This is a genomic window from Streptomyces sp. NPDC040622, assembly GCF_055593965.1.
Genome location: NZ_JBVIXD010000012.1, coordinates 128,194 through 142,900 on the forward strand (window position 1 = coordinate 128,194; position 14,707 = coordinate 142,900).

Consider the following 14,707-nt stretch of genomic DNA (forward strand, 5'->3'; position numbering starts at 1 on the left):
ACGAAACACCAGGGAGCCGGTCCGTGGCAGCACTCGCCCGGTGGTGCGTCAGCCACCGTCTCGTCGTCGTCCTGCTGTGGTTCCTCGCTCTCGGCGGCGCCGCGTCGGCCGCCGCGGTCACCGGATCCGCGTACTCGAACGACTACGAGGTGCCCGGCACCGAGTCCGGCCGTGCGACCCAGCTCCTCGACGAGAACTTCCACGGCCTCGGCGGCGACAGCGACACCGTCGTCTGGCACACGGGACCCGGCACCTCCGTCCGCGCCGCCGACATCGAACAGACGATGTCCGACACCCTCGACAAGATCGCCGAACACCCCTCGGTGGCCTCCGTGGTGGGGCCGTACGAGGGCAAGGGCGCCGGTCAAGTCAGCGCGGACGGCCGCACCGCGTACGCCACCGTCACCTTCCACCAGCAGGCCGACGACATCGCCGCGTCGGACGCGCAGGCCGTCGTCGACACCGCGAAGGCCGCCGACTCCGACCACCTCCAGGTCGAGCTCGGCGGCACCGCCGTCGGGCTCACCGAGTCCAAGAGCGCCCAGGTCGCCGAGATCGTCGGAGTGGCCGTGGCCGCCGTCGTCCTCTTCCTCGCGTTCGGCTCGCTCGCCGCCTCCGCCCTGCCCATCGCGACCGCCCTGGTCTCCGTCGGCACCGCGTACGCGGGCATCGTGCTGCTCGGCCAGGTGATGACCGTCGCGGACTTCGCGCCGATGCTCGGCACCCTGATCGGGCTCGGTGTCGGCATCGACTACGCCCTGTTCATCGTGACCCGGCACCGCAAGGGCCTGAAGAAGGGCCTGCCGGTGGCCGTCGCCGCCGAACGCGCGGTCGCCACCACCGGACGCGCCGTCGTCTTCGCGGGCGCCACCGTCTGCATCGCCCTGCTCGGCATGCTCATCCTGCGCCTCAGCTTCCTGAACGGCGTCGCCATCGCCGCCTCGCTGACCGTCGTCCTCACCGTCGCCGCGTCCGTGACCCTGCTGCCCGCGCTCCTCGGCTGGATCGGCCCGCGCGCCCTCAGCCGCCGCGAACGCCGCAGGCTCGCCGCGCACGGACCCGAACCGGAGCTGCCCACCGGGCTCGCCGCCCGCTGGGCCGCCTTCGTGGAGCGCCACCCCAGACTGCTCGGCGCCCTCGCCGTCCTGGTCATGGCCGTCCTCGCGCTGCCCACCTTCGCCCTCCACCTGGGCACCTCCGACCAGGGCAACAACCCGGCGAAGGCCACCACACGACAGGCCTACGACCTCCTCGCCGACGGCTTCGGCCCCGGCGTGAACGGGCCCCTGACGCTGGTCGGCGAGGTCTACGGGGCCGGCGACCGGCTGGCCCTCGACGACCTCGCCGACCGGCTGAAGTCGACCGAGGGCGTCGCCTCGGTGAGCCCGGTGACGTACGACGACGGCGGCCGCGCCGCCTTCCTCACCGTCGTGCCCGACTCGGCACCGCAGTCCGAGGCGACCAGCGCGCTCGTCGACCGGCTGCGCGACGGTGTGCTGCCCGCGGCCGAGGCGGACAGCTCCCTGGACCTGCACGTCGGCGGCGTCACCGCGAGCTACGACGACTTCGCGGAGGTCATCGTCGGCAAGCTGCCGCTTTTCGTGGGCGTGGTCATCGGGCTCGGCTGCGTTCTGCTCCTGCTGGCCTTCCGGTCGGTCGGGATCCCCCTCAAGGCCGCCGCGATGAACGTCGCCGCGGTCGCCGCCGCCTTCGGGATCGTCGTCGCCGTCTTCCAGTGGGGCTGGGGGAGCGAACTGTTCGGCCTCGGCAGGGCCGGGCCCATCGAGCCCTTCCTGCCGGTGATCATGGTGTCCGTCCTCTTCGGGCTCTCCATGGACTACCAGGTCTTCCTGGTCAGCCGGATGTACGAGGAGTGGCTGGAGACCGGCGACAACCGGCGGGCCGTCCGCGTCGGCCTCGCCGAGACCAGCCGCGTGATCAACTCCGCTGCCGTGATCATGATCTCGGTCTTCCTCGCCTTCGTCCTCAGCGGCGACCGGGTCATCGCGATGTTCGGCATCGCGCTCGCGGCGGCCGTCGCGCTCGACGCCTTCGTCCTGCGCACGCTGCTCGTGCCGGCGCTCATGCACCTGCTCGGCGGCGCGAACTGGTGGCTGCCGCGACGCCTCGACCGCCTCCTGCCGCGCATCAGCATCGAGCCGCCCGAATGTCGTTCGAATCCGCGGGGCGCGCGTGCGAAGATCCCCGGACGGATCCCGGGGCAGCGGGACACGGACGACGACATGAGTGGGCCGAGGGAGCAGGATGTTCGCGATATCGCTGGCCGAGGGCGCTGAGCTGCGGCCGATCGAGCCCTGGCAGGCGCAGGAGTTCCTCGAACACGTCGAGCGGGCCCGTGCGTACGCGGGGCCGTGGGTGCCCTTCACCGAGACCGTGCGGGACCTCGAATCCGCCCGCAAGCACCTCCAGACGTTCGCCGACAGGCAGGCCGCCGACACCGGGCGCTTCCACGGCATCTGGCTGAACGGCACGCTCGTCGGCGGTGTCCTCTTCCGGATCTTCGACACCAGCGTCGACGGCTGTGAGATCGGCGTCTGGCTCGAGCCGTCCGCCGCCGGGCACGGCCTGGTGAACAAGGCCTCGAAGGTCCTCATCGACTGGGCCGTCGACCAGCGCGGCATGCACCGTGTGGAGTGGCTCGTCTCCTCGCTCAACGACCGCAGCAAGGCCGCCGCCGAGCGGCTCGGGTTCACCAGGGACGGCGTGTTGCGGGAGAGCTTTCCCTGGCAGGGGATCCGGCACGACATGGAGGTCTGGTCCGTCCTGGCACCCGAGTGGCGGGCGGCGCGGGACGCGCGTTAAGAAAGCTCTCAGACTCCGTCCGTACGGTGCGCAGCATGGGTACTAAGACAGATGACGCGGCCGCTGCCAAGGGTGCGGCCGGGACCGAAGCCGAGGCCGACGAAGTGACCGGGGCCGGGAAGCCGGAGACGGTCGACGTCAAGAAGTCCGACGCGGCCGACGCCGCCGGGCCCGAGGACGCCAAGGCCACCGCCGCGGCCGACGCGGACGACGCGGACGAGGACGCGGCGGACGACGCCGACCTCGACGCCGAGCCCGTCGTGGTCACCACCTCCGCCTCCGCCGGGGTCGGCCAGGGCGCCGCGGCCGTCGTCGCCGCCGCGCTCGGCGTGATCGGCCTCTCCGGGGGCTGGCTCGGCACGATCGCCGGGGCGCGCTCGAACATCATGGGCCAGCTGGAGACCAAGCAGTCCGCGAGCGTCTCCGACCAGCTCCAGGCCATGTACGGCGACTCCTGGCAGGCCACCGCGCTGATCGCCGGCATCTTCGCCGCCGCCGCGCTGGTCGTCGGCTTCCTCGTGCTCGTGCGGCCCGCGTTCGGTGCCCCCGGCAAGGAGCAGGCGCCGTGGATCAAGTCCGTGGCGTGGGCGGGTGTCGCGCTCGGTGTGATCGGGCTCGTGCTCGCCGTCGCCAAGTACTCCGACCTGCTGCTCGGACTGCCGTCGGCACCTTCCTGAGCCGCGCGACCCGCGCATAAGGCGAAGGGCGGGGCAGGGGCTAAGGCCCCTGCCCCGCCCTTGTGCGTACCTAAGGCCCCCCGCCCTCCGCGGATGCGGAACCCGCCCGATGTGGGCGACCCCCCTGGGACACGAAAGTGGAGACATCGCAGAGAACGAACCGGCGATACCACCGACAACCCGAGGGGTACGAGATGTTCGAGTACGAGATGCACCAGATGCGCGCCGCCCAGCTGGGCCGCGAGGCCGACTACCACCGCCTGGTCGACGAGGCCCGCAAGAACCGCGCCGCCGCCCGCCGCGCAGCCCGCGACGAAACGGAGGGGCGGGTGAGTACGCCCCTCCGGAAGATCCGCTTCACGCGGGCCGCCTGAGGTGACCGGCCCTCTGCCGGTGACCGTTCCTCGGACAGCGGGTGCCGCACCGACCAGGCACTGTGCGATGCTCGCGCCTGTGGAGACCAGGTCCGTCAGCCCGGTGTTCGTCGGCCGGGCCGACGAACTGGGCGTACTGAACGAAGCGCTCGCCCGCGCCACGGGCACCCCTCTCGCAGGAGACGGGGGCCCGGGCCCGGGCGAGCCGCAGGCGTTGCTGCTCGGTGGCGAGGCGGGCGTCGGCAAGACGCGCCTCGTCGAGGAGTTCACCGAAGCCGCCGAGCGGCGGGGCGCCGTCGTCGCGACCGGCGGCTGTGTCGAGATCGGCGCCGACGGTCTGCCGTTCGCCCCCTTCTCCACCGCCCTGCGCTCACTGCGCCGCAGGCTCCCCGAGGAACTGGCCGCCGCCGCCGAGGGCCAGGAGGAGGAGCTCGCCAGACTCCTGCCCGAACTGGCCGCGCCCGTCGCGCCCGGGCACGCCCCCGTGGGCCGCACCGACGAACAGAGCATGGCGCGCCTCTTCGAGCTCACCGCGCGCCTCCTGGAACGCCTCTCCCGCGACCGCACCGTCGTCGTCGCCCTGGAGGACCTGCACTGGGCCGACGCCTCGACCCGGCACCTCCTCGCCTATCTCTTCCGCACCCTGCGCGGCGGCCGTCTCGTCCTCCTCGCCACCTACCGCGCCGACGACATCCACCGCCGTCACCCGCTGCGCCCCCTGCTCGCCGAACTGGACCGGCTGCGCACCGTGCGCCGCATCGAGCTCGGCCGCCTCAGCAAGGACGAGGTCGCACGGCAGATGGCCGGCATCCTCGCGGCCGAACCCGAGCAGACCCTGGTCGACGACGTGTTCGACCGCTCCGACGGCAACGCCTTCTTCGTCGAGGAACTCGCCGTCGCCTCCCACGGCACCAGCTGCGCGAGCCTCACGGACTCCCTGCGCGACCTGCTCCTGGTCCGCGTCGAGGAGCTGCCCGAGGACACCCAGCGGGTGGCGCGGATCGTCGCCGAGGGTGGCTCCACCGTCGAGTACGAACTGCTCGCCGAGGTCGCCGGGCTCCGCGAGGACGACCTGATCGAAGCGCTGCGGGCCGCGGTCGGCGCCAACATCCTGCTCGCCTCGCCGGACGGCGACGGCTACCGCTTCCGGCACTCCCTGGTCCGCGAGGCCGTCAGCGACGACCTGCTGCCCGGCGAGCGCTCCCGCATCAACCGCCGCTTCGCCGAGGCCCTGGAGGCCGACCCGGCGCTGGTCTCCGCCGACCAGCGCGCCGCCCGCCTCGCCACCTACTGGTACTACGCGCACGACGCGGCCAAGGCCCTGCCCGCCGTCCTCAGCGCCTCCGTCGAGGCCCGCCACCGGCACGCCTACGCCGAGCAGCTGCGCCTCCTCGAACGAGCGATGGAGCTCTGGGACGACGCCCCCGAAGCCGTGCGCGAGGCACTGCGCCCCGCCGACTACGTCGAGGGCTACCCGGCCTGCGGCTGCGACCCGAACACCACACCGCTGCAGTACCTCGACCTGATGGCCGAGGCCACCCTCGCCGGCCGCCTCTGCGGCGAACGCGACCGCGCCCTGAAGATCACCAAGCGCGCGCTGCGGCTCCTGGACGGCGACAGCGCCCCCCGCTCCGGCGCTCCCTCGCACAGCACCGTGCGGGACCCGCACCGCGCCGCCTGGTTCTGGATAGCCCGCTCCCGCCTCATCTCCGTCCTCGGCCGCGGCGACGGCTGGGAGGAGATCGCCAAGGCCGAGGAGCTGATGAAGGGCCTGCCGCCCTCCGAGATGCACGCCGACGTCCTCGTCCACCGTGCCTCCTGGGGCATGCTGCACGACCCGGGCCCCGAAACCATGGCCGTCGCCGAACGCGCCGTCGAGTACGCCCGCATGGTCAAGGCCGACAGCATCGAACTCAACGCCCGCCTCACCCGCGGCGCCCTCCTCATCGAGGCCGGCGACCCCGAGGCGGGTCTCGCCGAGATGTACGAGATCCGGGACCGCGTCGTCCGCGAGGCCCTGGTCACCAACCTCAGCCGGGTCCACATCAACCTCCCCTCCTCCCTCGAAGGCGTCGGCCGCTCCGCCGAGTCCGTGCGGGTCGCGATGGAGGGCATCGAGTTCTGCCGCAAGTACGGCCTGGTGGACACCGAGGGCTGGGTCTGGGCCAACGCCGCCGAGTCGCTCATGTCCCTCGGCCGCTGGGACGAGGCCGCCGAGGCCGTCGCCCAGACCCAGCGCTGCGTGACCAGTTCCAAGCCACGCGTGTCCGCCTGCGAACGCACCGCGCGCATGGCGCTCTTCCGCGGCGACCTCGCCGCAGCCACCCGGCACGTGCAGGCCGCCCACCAGCACCTGGGCACCCACGACCCGCAACCTCAGTACCTCCTTCTGCTGATCCGCATCGCCCTCGGCATCGCCGCCGCCGAAGGCCGCATCCTGGACGGCCGCGCCGAACTCGAACGCGGCCTCGCCGTCGGTCTCCCCGTCGGCACCTACAAGTACGGCTGGCCGTTGCTGCTCGCCGCCGCGTCCATGGAGGCCGACGCCCGCGGGCTGCCCGCCGCCGAGGCCGGCCGCCCCGCCGCCGTCGAGCGGATCCGCGGCGCCGCCAAATCCCTCGCCACCCCCATTCCCCTCTGGCGCGCCTACGACGAGTGGACCCGCGCCGAGCTCCGCCGCTCCGAGGGGCTCGACGGACCCGACGACTGGACCGCAGTGGTCGCCGCCCTCGAACCCCTCGACCGCCCCTACGACCTGGCCCAGGCCCGACTGCGCCTGGCCGAGTCCCTCCTCGCTCCGGACACCACCGACCGCGACCGCGCCACCCAACTCCTCCGTCAGGCGGGCGAGGTGGCCGACCGGCTCGGCGCCCGGCCGCTCGCCGACGCCATCACCGGCCTCGCCCAGCGCGCCCGCCTCACCCTGAACCCGGCCGAGGCCGTACGCGCCCCCGCCGCCCCGGCCGACCCCGCCGAGGCACTGGGCCTGACGAGCCGGGAACGGGACGTCCTGCGGCTGGTCGCGGTGGGTCGCAGCAACCGTCAGATCGCCGAGGAACTCTTCATCTCCCCGAAGACGGCGAGCGTCCACGTCTCCAACATCCTCGCCAAGCTCTCCGTCACCGGCCGAGGCGAGGCGGCCGCCCTCGCCCACCGGCTGCGCCTGTTCCCGACGGGCGGCGAACCGGCCTCGCGCTAGGGGCCGGGCGCGAGCGGCCGCCCGCGGCCCGTGGCCCGTGGCCCGTGGCCAGCGGCCAGCGGACCACCCCCCGCACCCCGCACACCGCCCGTCCGCAGCTGTCCGCGGCCCGCGCACCGCTCGACCCGCAGCTCGGTGGCCGCCGGACGCCGACCGGCCACGGCCCGCCCCGCCCCGCCCCGGGGGCGCTCACGGCTGCGCCCGCCGCCTGCCTTCCGCCGCCTGCCTTCCGTCGCCCGCCGGGTCCCGTGCGTCGTCGTCCCTCCCCGCCCTCGCTGCTGCATGCGCGGCTGATCGCGCGGTTGATCGCGCGGCCGCCCGCGCCATCGATCGCAGCGCCCACCGCACCCCCACCCCGCACCTGACCTGCACGTTCGATCCCCGGACACGTTTCCGACGGGCTCGCTTACGCTTGACAGCAGGATCTCGGCCCTTGGGAGGCGCAGTGTTCAACGCGATCGAGGCCTTGTTCGCGCCGGGGCGCAAGCACACCGACGACGAGCAGAAGCGCCTTGAACTCACCCGCGTCGACCTCGCCGACGGCGACCCCGGGCGCGGTCCGATCGATCTGACCTCGGGCAAGGTGGTCGTACGCCCACCTGTGCCGTCGCCGCGCACCGACGCGTCACCGGCCTCCGAGGAAGCGCCCGATCCCGAGGGCCCGCCGCCCTCCGAGCAGCTGCCGCGCCCCGGTGACTCGGCCGGATGACCGGTCGGCCTACTTCACCCGCACCTCCAGGATCTTGTCGTCACCCTTCTTCGGCGTGCCTCGCGAGTCCGTCTCGTTGGTGACCACCCACAGCTTGCCGCCGCCCGCCGCGAGCACCGTGCGCAGGCGGCCGTGCTCGCCCTTCAGGAAGGACTGCGGCTCCGGCTCGCCGTCCACGCCCCGCACCGGGATGCGCCACAGCCGCTCACCGCGCAGGCCCGCCATCCACACCGAGCCCTCGGCGTAGGCGACACCGCTCGGTGAGGCCTCGGAGGTCTTCCACGCGGCGACCGGATCGCGGAACCCCTCCTCGCCGGCCTTGCCCTCGGCCTCCGGCCAGCCGTAGTTGCCGCCGGCCTTGATCTCGTTCAGCTCGTCCCAGGTGTCCTGGCCGAACTCCGAGGCCCACAGCCGCTTCTGCTCGTCCCAGGCCAGTCCCTGCACATTGCGGTGGCCGTACGAATAGACGGGGGAGTCGCCGAAGGGGTTGTCCGCGGCGGGCTCGCCGTCCGGGGTGAGGCGGAGGATCTTGCCGCCCAGGGAATCCTTGTCCTGGGCGAGGTCCGTCTCGCCCGTCTCACCGGCGCCCGCGTACAGCATCTTGTCCGGGCCGAAGGCGATCCTGCCGCCGTTGTGGATCATGCCCTTGGGGATGCCGCGGAAGACCGTGTCGGGCGCGCCGAGCTGTTCGCCGGAGGGCTTCTTCTCGTCGTACAGCATGCGGGCGATGCGGTTGTCGGACTCCGTCGTGAAGTACGCGTACACCAGGTGGTCCGATGCGTACGTGGGCGAGAGCGCGAGGCCCATCAGACCGCCCTCGCCGCCGGGGGCGACACCGGCCACCGAGCCGAGCTCCGTCTTCTTGCCCGACTTCCCGTCGACCCTGGTGATCGTCCCCTCGTCGCGCGAGGACACCAGGAGGTCGCCGCCGGGCAGCGCGGCGAGGCCCCACGGTGACTTGAGATCCGTGGTGAGGGTGCGGGTGACTTTCGCGGAACCCTTCTCCGGTGGGGCCTCGGCGCCCGCCTTCCCCGTCGGGGACTGGCTCGACTCGCCCGGCTTCGGCGGGCTCCCGCGGCGGTCCGGCTCGTCGCCGCCGGACGAGCACCCGGCCGCGAACACGAGGGCGGCGGCGGCCAGCGCGGCCGTAACAGCAGGTCGTTGCACGATCAGGGTCCCTTCGACGCAGCGCTTCTCCTGTTCATACACCGCCCACGCCCCTCAGGTTCCCGATCCGCGGCCGCGAGAATCACGGCACGGGGACCGAGGGCCCGGGTGGGGGCCAGCCACGCCGGCGGACCCGCGGCGCGGAGGGGGAGAGGGGTGAAGAAGGCCGAGGGGGCCGTCCCGGTGAACGCCTCAGTCCCACGACCCCAGCGCGGCCGGCAGCGCGGCGATCTCCGCCAGGTCCCGCTCCGTCAGCCGCACCGCCGCCGCCCCGGCGTTCTCGACCGCCCAGCGCTCCCGCTTGGCCCCGGGCACCGGCACCACATGGCGGCCCTGCGCGAGGACCCACGCCAGCGCGATCTGCGCCGGCGTCGCCCCGTGCCGCTCCGCGACCCGGCGCAGCCCCACCACCAGCGGCTGGTTGGCGGCCATCATCTCGGCGGTGAAGCGCGGGTGGCGGGCCCGCAGGTCGTCCGGCTCGAAACCCTGGCCCGGCTTCAGCGTGCCCGTGAGGAAACCGTTCCCCAACGGCATCGCCGCGAGCAGACCGATGCCGCGCGCCACGCACCACGGCAGCAGCGCGTCCAACGCCTCCGGCGACCACACCGACAGCTCGGCCTGCACCGCGCTCACCGGAAAGACCTGCTGCACCCGCTCCAACTGCCGGATCGTCGCGTCGTGCAGCCCCGGCCCCGGGCGCCCCGGCGCGGGACGCCGATGAGCCCGCGCCCCCATCGCGCACAGCCCGAGGGCCCGTACCTTCCCGGCGGCGACGAGCTCGGCCATCGCGCCCCACGTCTCCTCGACGGGCACCTCGGGGTCGGCGCGGTGCAGTTGGTACAGGTCGATGGTCTCCGTCTGCAGCCGCCGCAGCGACGCGTCGCAGGCCCGCTTCACATAGCCGGGGCGGCCGTTGGCGACGATGTGCTGCTCACCCACCAGCAGCCCGCACTTCGTCGACACGAACGCCTCGGCGCGCCGCTCCTTCAGCACCCGGCCGATCAACAGCTCGTTGGTGAAGGGCCCGTACATGTCCGCGGTGTCAAGGAGCGTCGCCCCCGCACCGGCGGCGCCGGCGGCATCCAGGGCCGCGTGCACGGTGCGCAGCGACGCGTCACCGCGCTGCCGCGAGCCGGTGTACGCCCAGCTCATCGGCATGCACCCCAGTCCGACGGCGCCCACCTCGAGCGCCCCCGCGCCGATCGTCCTGCGCTCCACCTGGCCGTACCCTCCCGCTCCTCGTTCGGAGATCATCCAAACTAACCGCTGCCGCCGCGGACCCGTCCGCTGCCTCCCCACAGGCGGGACGCGGCCGGTGCGCACTAGCCTCCTGGCCATGAGCACAGATGTATGGCTTCCCTATGAAGCGCACGAGATCCAAGGGCTGCCCGAGGCCGGCGAGGCAGGCCTCACCTACCGTTTCTGGGACGGCGGACCGGAGTTCCCCGCGGACCCGGCCGACTGCGTCTTCTACGTGGTGCCCTACATGAAGGCCACGGAGACCGCCGTACGTCCCCTGTCCGCGATGACGTCCCTGCGCGTCGTACAGACACTGACCGCGGGCATCGACCACGTGGAGCCCGGCATCAAGTTCCTCGCGCCGGGCGTGCAGTTGTGCAACGCCCGAGGTGTGCACGAGGCCAGCACCGCCGAGCTCGCGCTCACCCTGGTCCTCTCCTCGCTGCGGGGCATCGGACGTTTCGTCGAGGGTCAGCGGAAGGAGGAGTGGCGCTCCGGCTTCTATCCGGCGCTCGCCGACAAGTCCGTGCTCATCGTGGGCTACGGATCGATCGGTTCCGCCATCGAGGACAGGCTCACCCCCTTCGAGTGCGCGCGGGTGGCGCGCGTCGCGCGCTCTGCCCGTGCCACGGAGCGCGGCCCCGTGCACCCGCTCGCCGATCTGCCGTCTCTGCTGCCCGATGCGGACGTCGTCATCCTCTCGACGCCGCTCAGCGAGAGCACGCGCGGGCTGGTGGGAGCGGACTTCCTGGCCCGGATGAAAGACGGCGCGCTGCTCGTGAACGTCGCCCGCGGACCCGTGGTCGACACCAAGGCGCTCCTGTCCGAACTGGAGTCGGGCCGCATCACCGCCGCCCTCGATGTCACCGACCCCGAACCGCTGCCCGCAGGTCACCCCCTGTGGCACGCTCCGGGGGTGCTCATCAGCCCGCACGTGGGCGGCTCCTCGTCCGCGTTCCTGCCCCGCGCCAAGCGTCTGATGGCCGCGCAACTGACGCGTTACGCCGCCGGGCAGCCCGTCGACAACACCGTGCTGACCACCGGCAGTTGATCACCGGGGAGCGCATTGCGCACGCTCCGCACCCGATCGCGTGCGCCCCGTGTCTGCTTCAACGTCGACAGTCACTGAGCGTAGAGGAGCTATGTCCCTGAGTGACGAGTCTGGTGTATCGTCCCGACAGGGGATGCGCCGTGGACCGTTCGGCGCCGGGGACGAGACATCAGACTGCGAGGGGGGCGACGGGCGATGCACGGCCTATGGGCGAACGATCCGACGCGACGGGACCGCAGCCGCCGATTTTGGCGCACACCGGCCCGCAGACGCAGGCGAGCCGGCAGCCGCGCGGGCGTCCGTCGCCGCACGCACCCACGCCCGTGCCGGCCCGGCCGGCGCATGGGCCGGACGGACACGGGAGCGGCACGGACCAGGGCGGCCCGGTGAACGCCCGCCCGACCTCCACCGCCGTACTCGACGGGGGAGTGGTGGCGCTGCCGCCCAGGGCCCCACTGGCCCGGCGTTCGCTGCCGGGTGGCCGTGGACTGGTCTCCCAGCTGGTGCTCCTGCTGCTCTGCGGCGGGTACGCCACCGGCTCCGCGCTCGGTTGGGGATCGGCCCGACTCGCTCTGATCATGGGCGACTTCGGGCTGAGTGTCGCCGCGGCGGCGGCCGCGATCTCCTGCTTCCGCTACTCCCGCACCCGCCGCAGCCGCTTTCGACCCGCATGGCTGCTCTTCGCGTTCTCTTCCGCGATGGCGGCCTTGGGCAACGGGGTCTGGGGCTGGTACGAGGTCGTGCTCCAGCGCGAAGTGCCGAGTCAGAGTGTCGCCGATCTCTTCTTCCTCTGCTTCGCCCCGCCCGCCATCATCGGCCTGCTCGTGCTCGCCAAGCGGCCGGTGACGAGGGCGGGTTGGGGATGCCTCGCCCTCGACTCCTGGCTGATCGGAGGCTCGCTCCTCACCCTCTCCTGGAGCCTGGCCCTCGCGCACACCGCGCGCTTCGAGGGCCGGAGCGTCGCGCACGCCGCGCTCTCGCTCGCCTACCCGCTCCTGGACATCGCGCTGGTCAGCATGGTTCTGGCGCTGCACTTCAGGCGGTCGTCGGCGAACCGCTCCGCGGTGAACACCGCGATCGGTGCGCTCGCCCTGACCGTGATGTGCGACGCGCTGTTCACCTCGCCGCTGCTGCACACCAGTTACAGCTCCGGACAGATGCTGGACGCCGGCTGGTTCGCCGGTTCGGTGCTCCTCGCGTACGCCCCGTGGGCGGCCCCGTGGCACGTCCGCGGCGGCCCCACGCGCGTGCAGTACGACAGCGAGCCGGAAGAGCCGCGGCCCGCCGCGACCCGCCCCATCGCGGGATCGCTGGCCGCACTCACGCCGTATCTGGCCGCCGCGGTCTGCACGTTGGGGATCATCTACAACGTGCTGAGCGGCCGCAGCGTCGACCGCGTCGTGCTCTTCACCGCGTGCACCGTGGTGCTCGCCCTCGTGGTGCGCCAGGGCATCATGCTCCTGGACAACATCACGCTGACCCAGGAGCTGGCGCAGAAGGAGAACCACTTCCGGTCCCTGGTCCAGGGCTCCAGCGACGTCATCATGATCGCGGCGCCGAACGGCATCCTGAGATACGTGAGCCCGGCCGCCGCCGGGGTGTACGGGCGCGACGCCGAGGAACTCGTCGGCTCCGAACTGGGCACGCTCATGCACCCCGAGGACCTCGGCCGGGTCGTCCACGAGGTCCGCAGGTTCCTCGCGGCCAACCCCTTCGAGGAACCCACCACCCGCATCGAGTGCCGCTTCAGGTCCGGCGACGGCGACTGGCTCAACGTGGAGTCCACCGTCAACCGCCACCAGGGCGGCCTCATCTTCAACAGCAGGGACGTCACCGAACGGGTCCGCCTCCAGGCGCAGCTGCAGCACAACGCCGAGCACGACCCGCTGACCGACCTCCCCAACCGTGCCCTGTTCACCCGGCGCGTGAGCCAGGCGCTGACCGGCCGCAGGGTGACCGACCGGGGCACGGCCGTGCTCTTCATCGACCTCGACGGCTTCAAGGCCGTCAACGACACCATCGGACACCAGGCCGGGGACGAGCTCCTCATCCAGGCCGCGCGCAGACTTCAGGAGGCGGTGCGTTCGAGCGACACCGCCTCCCGGCTCGGCGGCGATGAGTTCGCGGCCCTCATCGTCGGCGACGGGACCCGGGACCAGGCCGCGAGAGAACGGCACATCTACGAGCTCGCGGACCGGCTGAGAATCACCCTGTCCCAGCCCTACGCCATCGACGGCAACGACGTGCGCGTAGCGGCCTCCATCGGCGTGTCCTTCGCCGAACCGGGCATCGGAGCGGGCGAGTTGCTTCGCAACGCCGACCTCGCGATGTACCGGGCCAAGGCCGCGGGCAAGGGCCGCGTCGAGCTGTACGCGCCCCAGATGCAGGCCGATGTCGTCCGCAAGGCGGAGCTGGCCACCCGGCTGCGCGCCGCCCTGCACGACGGCGAGTTCGCGCTGCTCCACCAGCCCGTGGTCTGCCTCGACGATGGCCGGATCACGGCGGTCGCGGCCCAGGCCCGCTGGCGCTCGGCGCAGGGCATCCTCTTCACGCCCGCCGAGTTCCTGCGGGTCTCCGAGGGCGGCGAGGGGAAGGAGGGCGGCCGCGCGGCCGAGCTCGGCCGCTGGCTGTTCGAAGAGGCCGTCGAGCAGGCCGCCGAGCGCGGCAGGACCGGTCACGCCGTGCCCGTCGCCGTCCGCATGAGCGCGCGCCGACTGCTCGACCGCTCCATGCCGATGGGTTCCATCGAGGCCCTCCTGACCCGGCACGGCCTGCCCTCGGGCGCGCTCATCATCGAGCTCGCCGACAGCGACCCCCGGGTCTCCTTCGACGAACTGGAGCGCCGCCTGGCGGCCCTGCGCAGGCTCGGTGTCCGGATCGCGCTCGACGGCTTCGGCAGTGGCTACGCGGCGATCACGGCCCTGCGCCGGCTCCCCGTGGACGTACTGAAGCTGGACCGCAGCCTGATCGAGGGCGTCGTGGAGTCCGCGCGCCTGCACAAGATCACCGCCGGTCTGCTGCGGATAGCGGGAGACCTGGGCCTCGTCTCCGTGGCCGACGGCGTCGACCTGCCCGAGCAGGTGGTCGCCCTGCGGGCGATGGGCTGCACGCACGGGCAGGGGATGGCGTTCTCCGGGCCCCTGGACGAGTACCGGCTGCGCCGGGCGCTCTCGCTCGGGGAGTACCCGGTACCGCGCGGCCCCGCCGAGCCGGTGCTCGCGGGCGGCCCCTCGGGCACGTATGGGGGCGGGTCCGCGGGGACGTATGCGGGCGGTCCCTCCGGGGTGTTCACGGGCGGGTCCGTCGGGTCCTTCGCGGGCGGCCCCGCAGGAGGCTTCGGCGGCGGCCCCTCGTCCTACGTCCGCTCACATAATGAGACCCCCGTCCCACCTACTTGACACGCACAGCGTGCCGGGGGGAGGGTCAATGCCATGCGCACCCGAATTCTCGTACTTGGAAAGCGCGTCG

10 protein-coding genes are annotated in these 14,707 nt (G+C 72.8%); 8 read left to right on the forward strand and 2 right to left on the reverse strand.

What is annotated here, in order from left to right:
- Positions 1-23 precede the first annotated feature (23 nt).
- The 6 genes from ACZ592_RS32145 (at position 24) to ACZ592_RS32170 (ending at position 7,782) form a co-directional block, all read left to right on the forward strand.
- Positions 24-2,297: an MMPL family transporter gene (locus ACZ592_RS32145; RefSeq protein WP_471585204.1), complete on the forward strand. Its 2,274-nt coding sequence runs from the start codon at positions 24-26 to the stop codon at positions 2,295-2,297.
- Entirely contained in the window at positions 2,266-2,823 is a 558-nt protein-coding gene (locus tag ACZ592_RS32150) for a GNAT family N-acetyltransferase (protein ID WP_471585205.1), read from the forward strand. The genes ACZ592_RS32145 and ACZ592_RS32150 overlap by 32 nt, the downstream gene beginning before the upstream one ends.
- Positions 2,824-2,858: 35 nt before the next feature.
- Positions 2,859-3,500, forward strand: coding sequence for a hypothetical protein (locus tag ACZ592_RS32155; RefSeq protein ID WP_471585206.1), 642 nt, complete (start codon positions 2,859-2,861; stop codon positions 3,498-3,500).
- Between the two features lie 194 nt (positions 3,501-3,694).
- On the forward strand, positions 3,695-3,874 hold the full coding sequence (locus ACZ592_RS32160; RefSeq protein ID WP_471585207.1) for a hypothetical protein: 180 nt from the start codon (positions 3,695-3,697) through the stop codon (positions 3,872-3,874).
- A 67-nt stretch (positions 3,875-3,941) separates the two neighbouring features.
- Positions 3,942-7,073: a helix-turn-helix transcriptional regulator gene (locus tag ACZ592_RS32165; RefSeq protein WP_471585208.1), complete on the forward strand. Its 3,132-nt coding sequence runs from the start codon at positions 3,942-3,944 to the stop codon at positions 7,071-7,073.
- A gap of 433 nt (positions 7,074-7,506) precedes the next feature.
- A complete protein-coding gene (locus tag ACZ592_RS32170; RefSeq protein ID WP_471585209.1) occupies positions 7,507-7,782 on the forward strand; it encodes a DUF6191 domain-containing protein in 276 nt (91 codons plus the stop codon).
- 9 nt (positions 7,783-7,791) lie between these two features.
- On the opposite strand, the gene ACZ592_RS32175 is transcribed toward ACZ592_RS32170, so the two are convergent.
- Together ACZ592_RS32175 and ACZ592_RS32180 are read right to left on the reverse strand one after the other, a co-directional pair.
- Entirely contained in the window at positions 7,792-8,955 is a 1,164-nt protein-coding gene (locus tag ACZ592_RS32175; RefSeq protein WP_471585350.1) for a PQQ-dependent sugar dehydrogenase, read from the reverse strand.
- A 186-nt stretch (positions 8,956-9,141) separates the two neighbouring features.
- Positions 9,142-10,167, reverse strand: coding sequence for an aldo/keto reductase (locus tag ACZ592_RS32180; protein ID WP_471585351.1), 1,026 nt, complete (start codon positions 10,165-10,167; stop codon positions 9,142-9,144).
- A gap of 118 nt (positions 10,168-10,285) precedes the next feature.
- Between ACZ592_RS32180 and ACZ592_RS32185 the strand changes: the two genes are divergently transcribed.
- A complete protein-coding gene (locus ACZ592_RS32185; RefSeq protein WP_471585210.1) occupies positions 10,286-11,239 on the forward strand; it encodes a 2-hydroxyacid dehydrogenase in 954 nt (317 codons plus the stop codon).
- 386 nt (positions 11,240-11,625) lie between these two features.
- On the forward strand, positions 11,626-14,637 hold the full coding sequence (locus tag ACZ592_RS32190) for a putative bifunctional diguanylate cyclase/phosphodiesterase (protein WP_471585211.1): 3,012 nt from the start codon (positions 11,626-11,628) through the stop codon (positions 14,635-14,637).
- Positions 14,638-14,707 lie beyond the last annotated feature (70 nt).

Bases quoted from the DNA above. Each gene is read 5' to 3' on its own strand.
- ACZ592_RS32150 (WP_471585205.1), top strand. From the start codon at position 2,266: ATGTTCGCGATATCGCTGGCCGAGGGCGCTGAGCTGCGGCCGATCGAG.
- ACZ592_RS32155 (WP_471585206.1), top strand. From the start codon at position 2,859: ATGGGTACTAAGACAGATGACGCGGCCGCTGCCAAGGGTGCGGCCGGG.
- ACZ592_RS32160 (WP_471585207.1), top strand. From the start codon at position 3,695: ATGTTCGAGTACGAGATGCACCAGATGCGCGCCGCCCAGCTGGGCCGC.
- ACZ592_RS32165 (WP_471585208.1), top strand. From the start codon at position 3,942: ATGCTCGCGCCTGTGGAGACCAGGTCCGTCAGCCCGGTGTTCGTCGGC.
- ACZ592_RS32185 (WP_471585210.1), top strand. From the start codon at position 10,286: ATGAGCACAGATGTATGGCTTCCCTATGAAGCGCACGAGATCCAAGGG.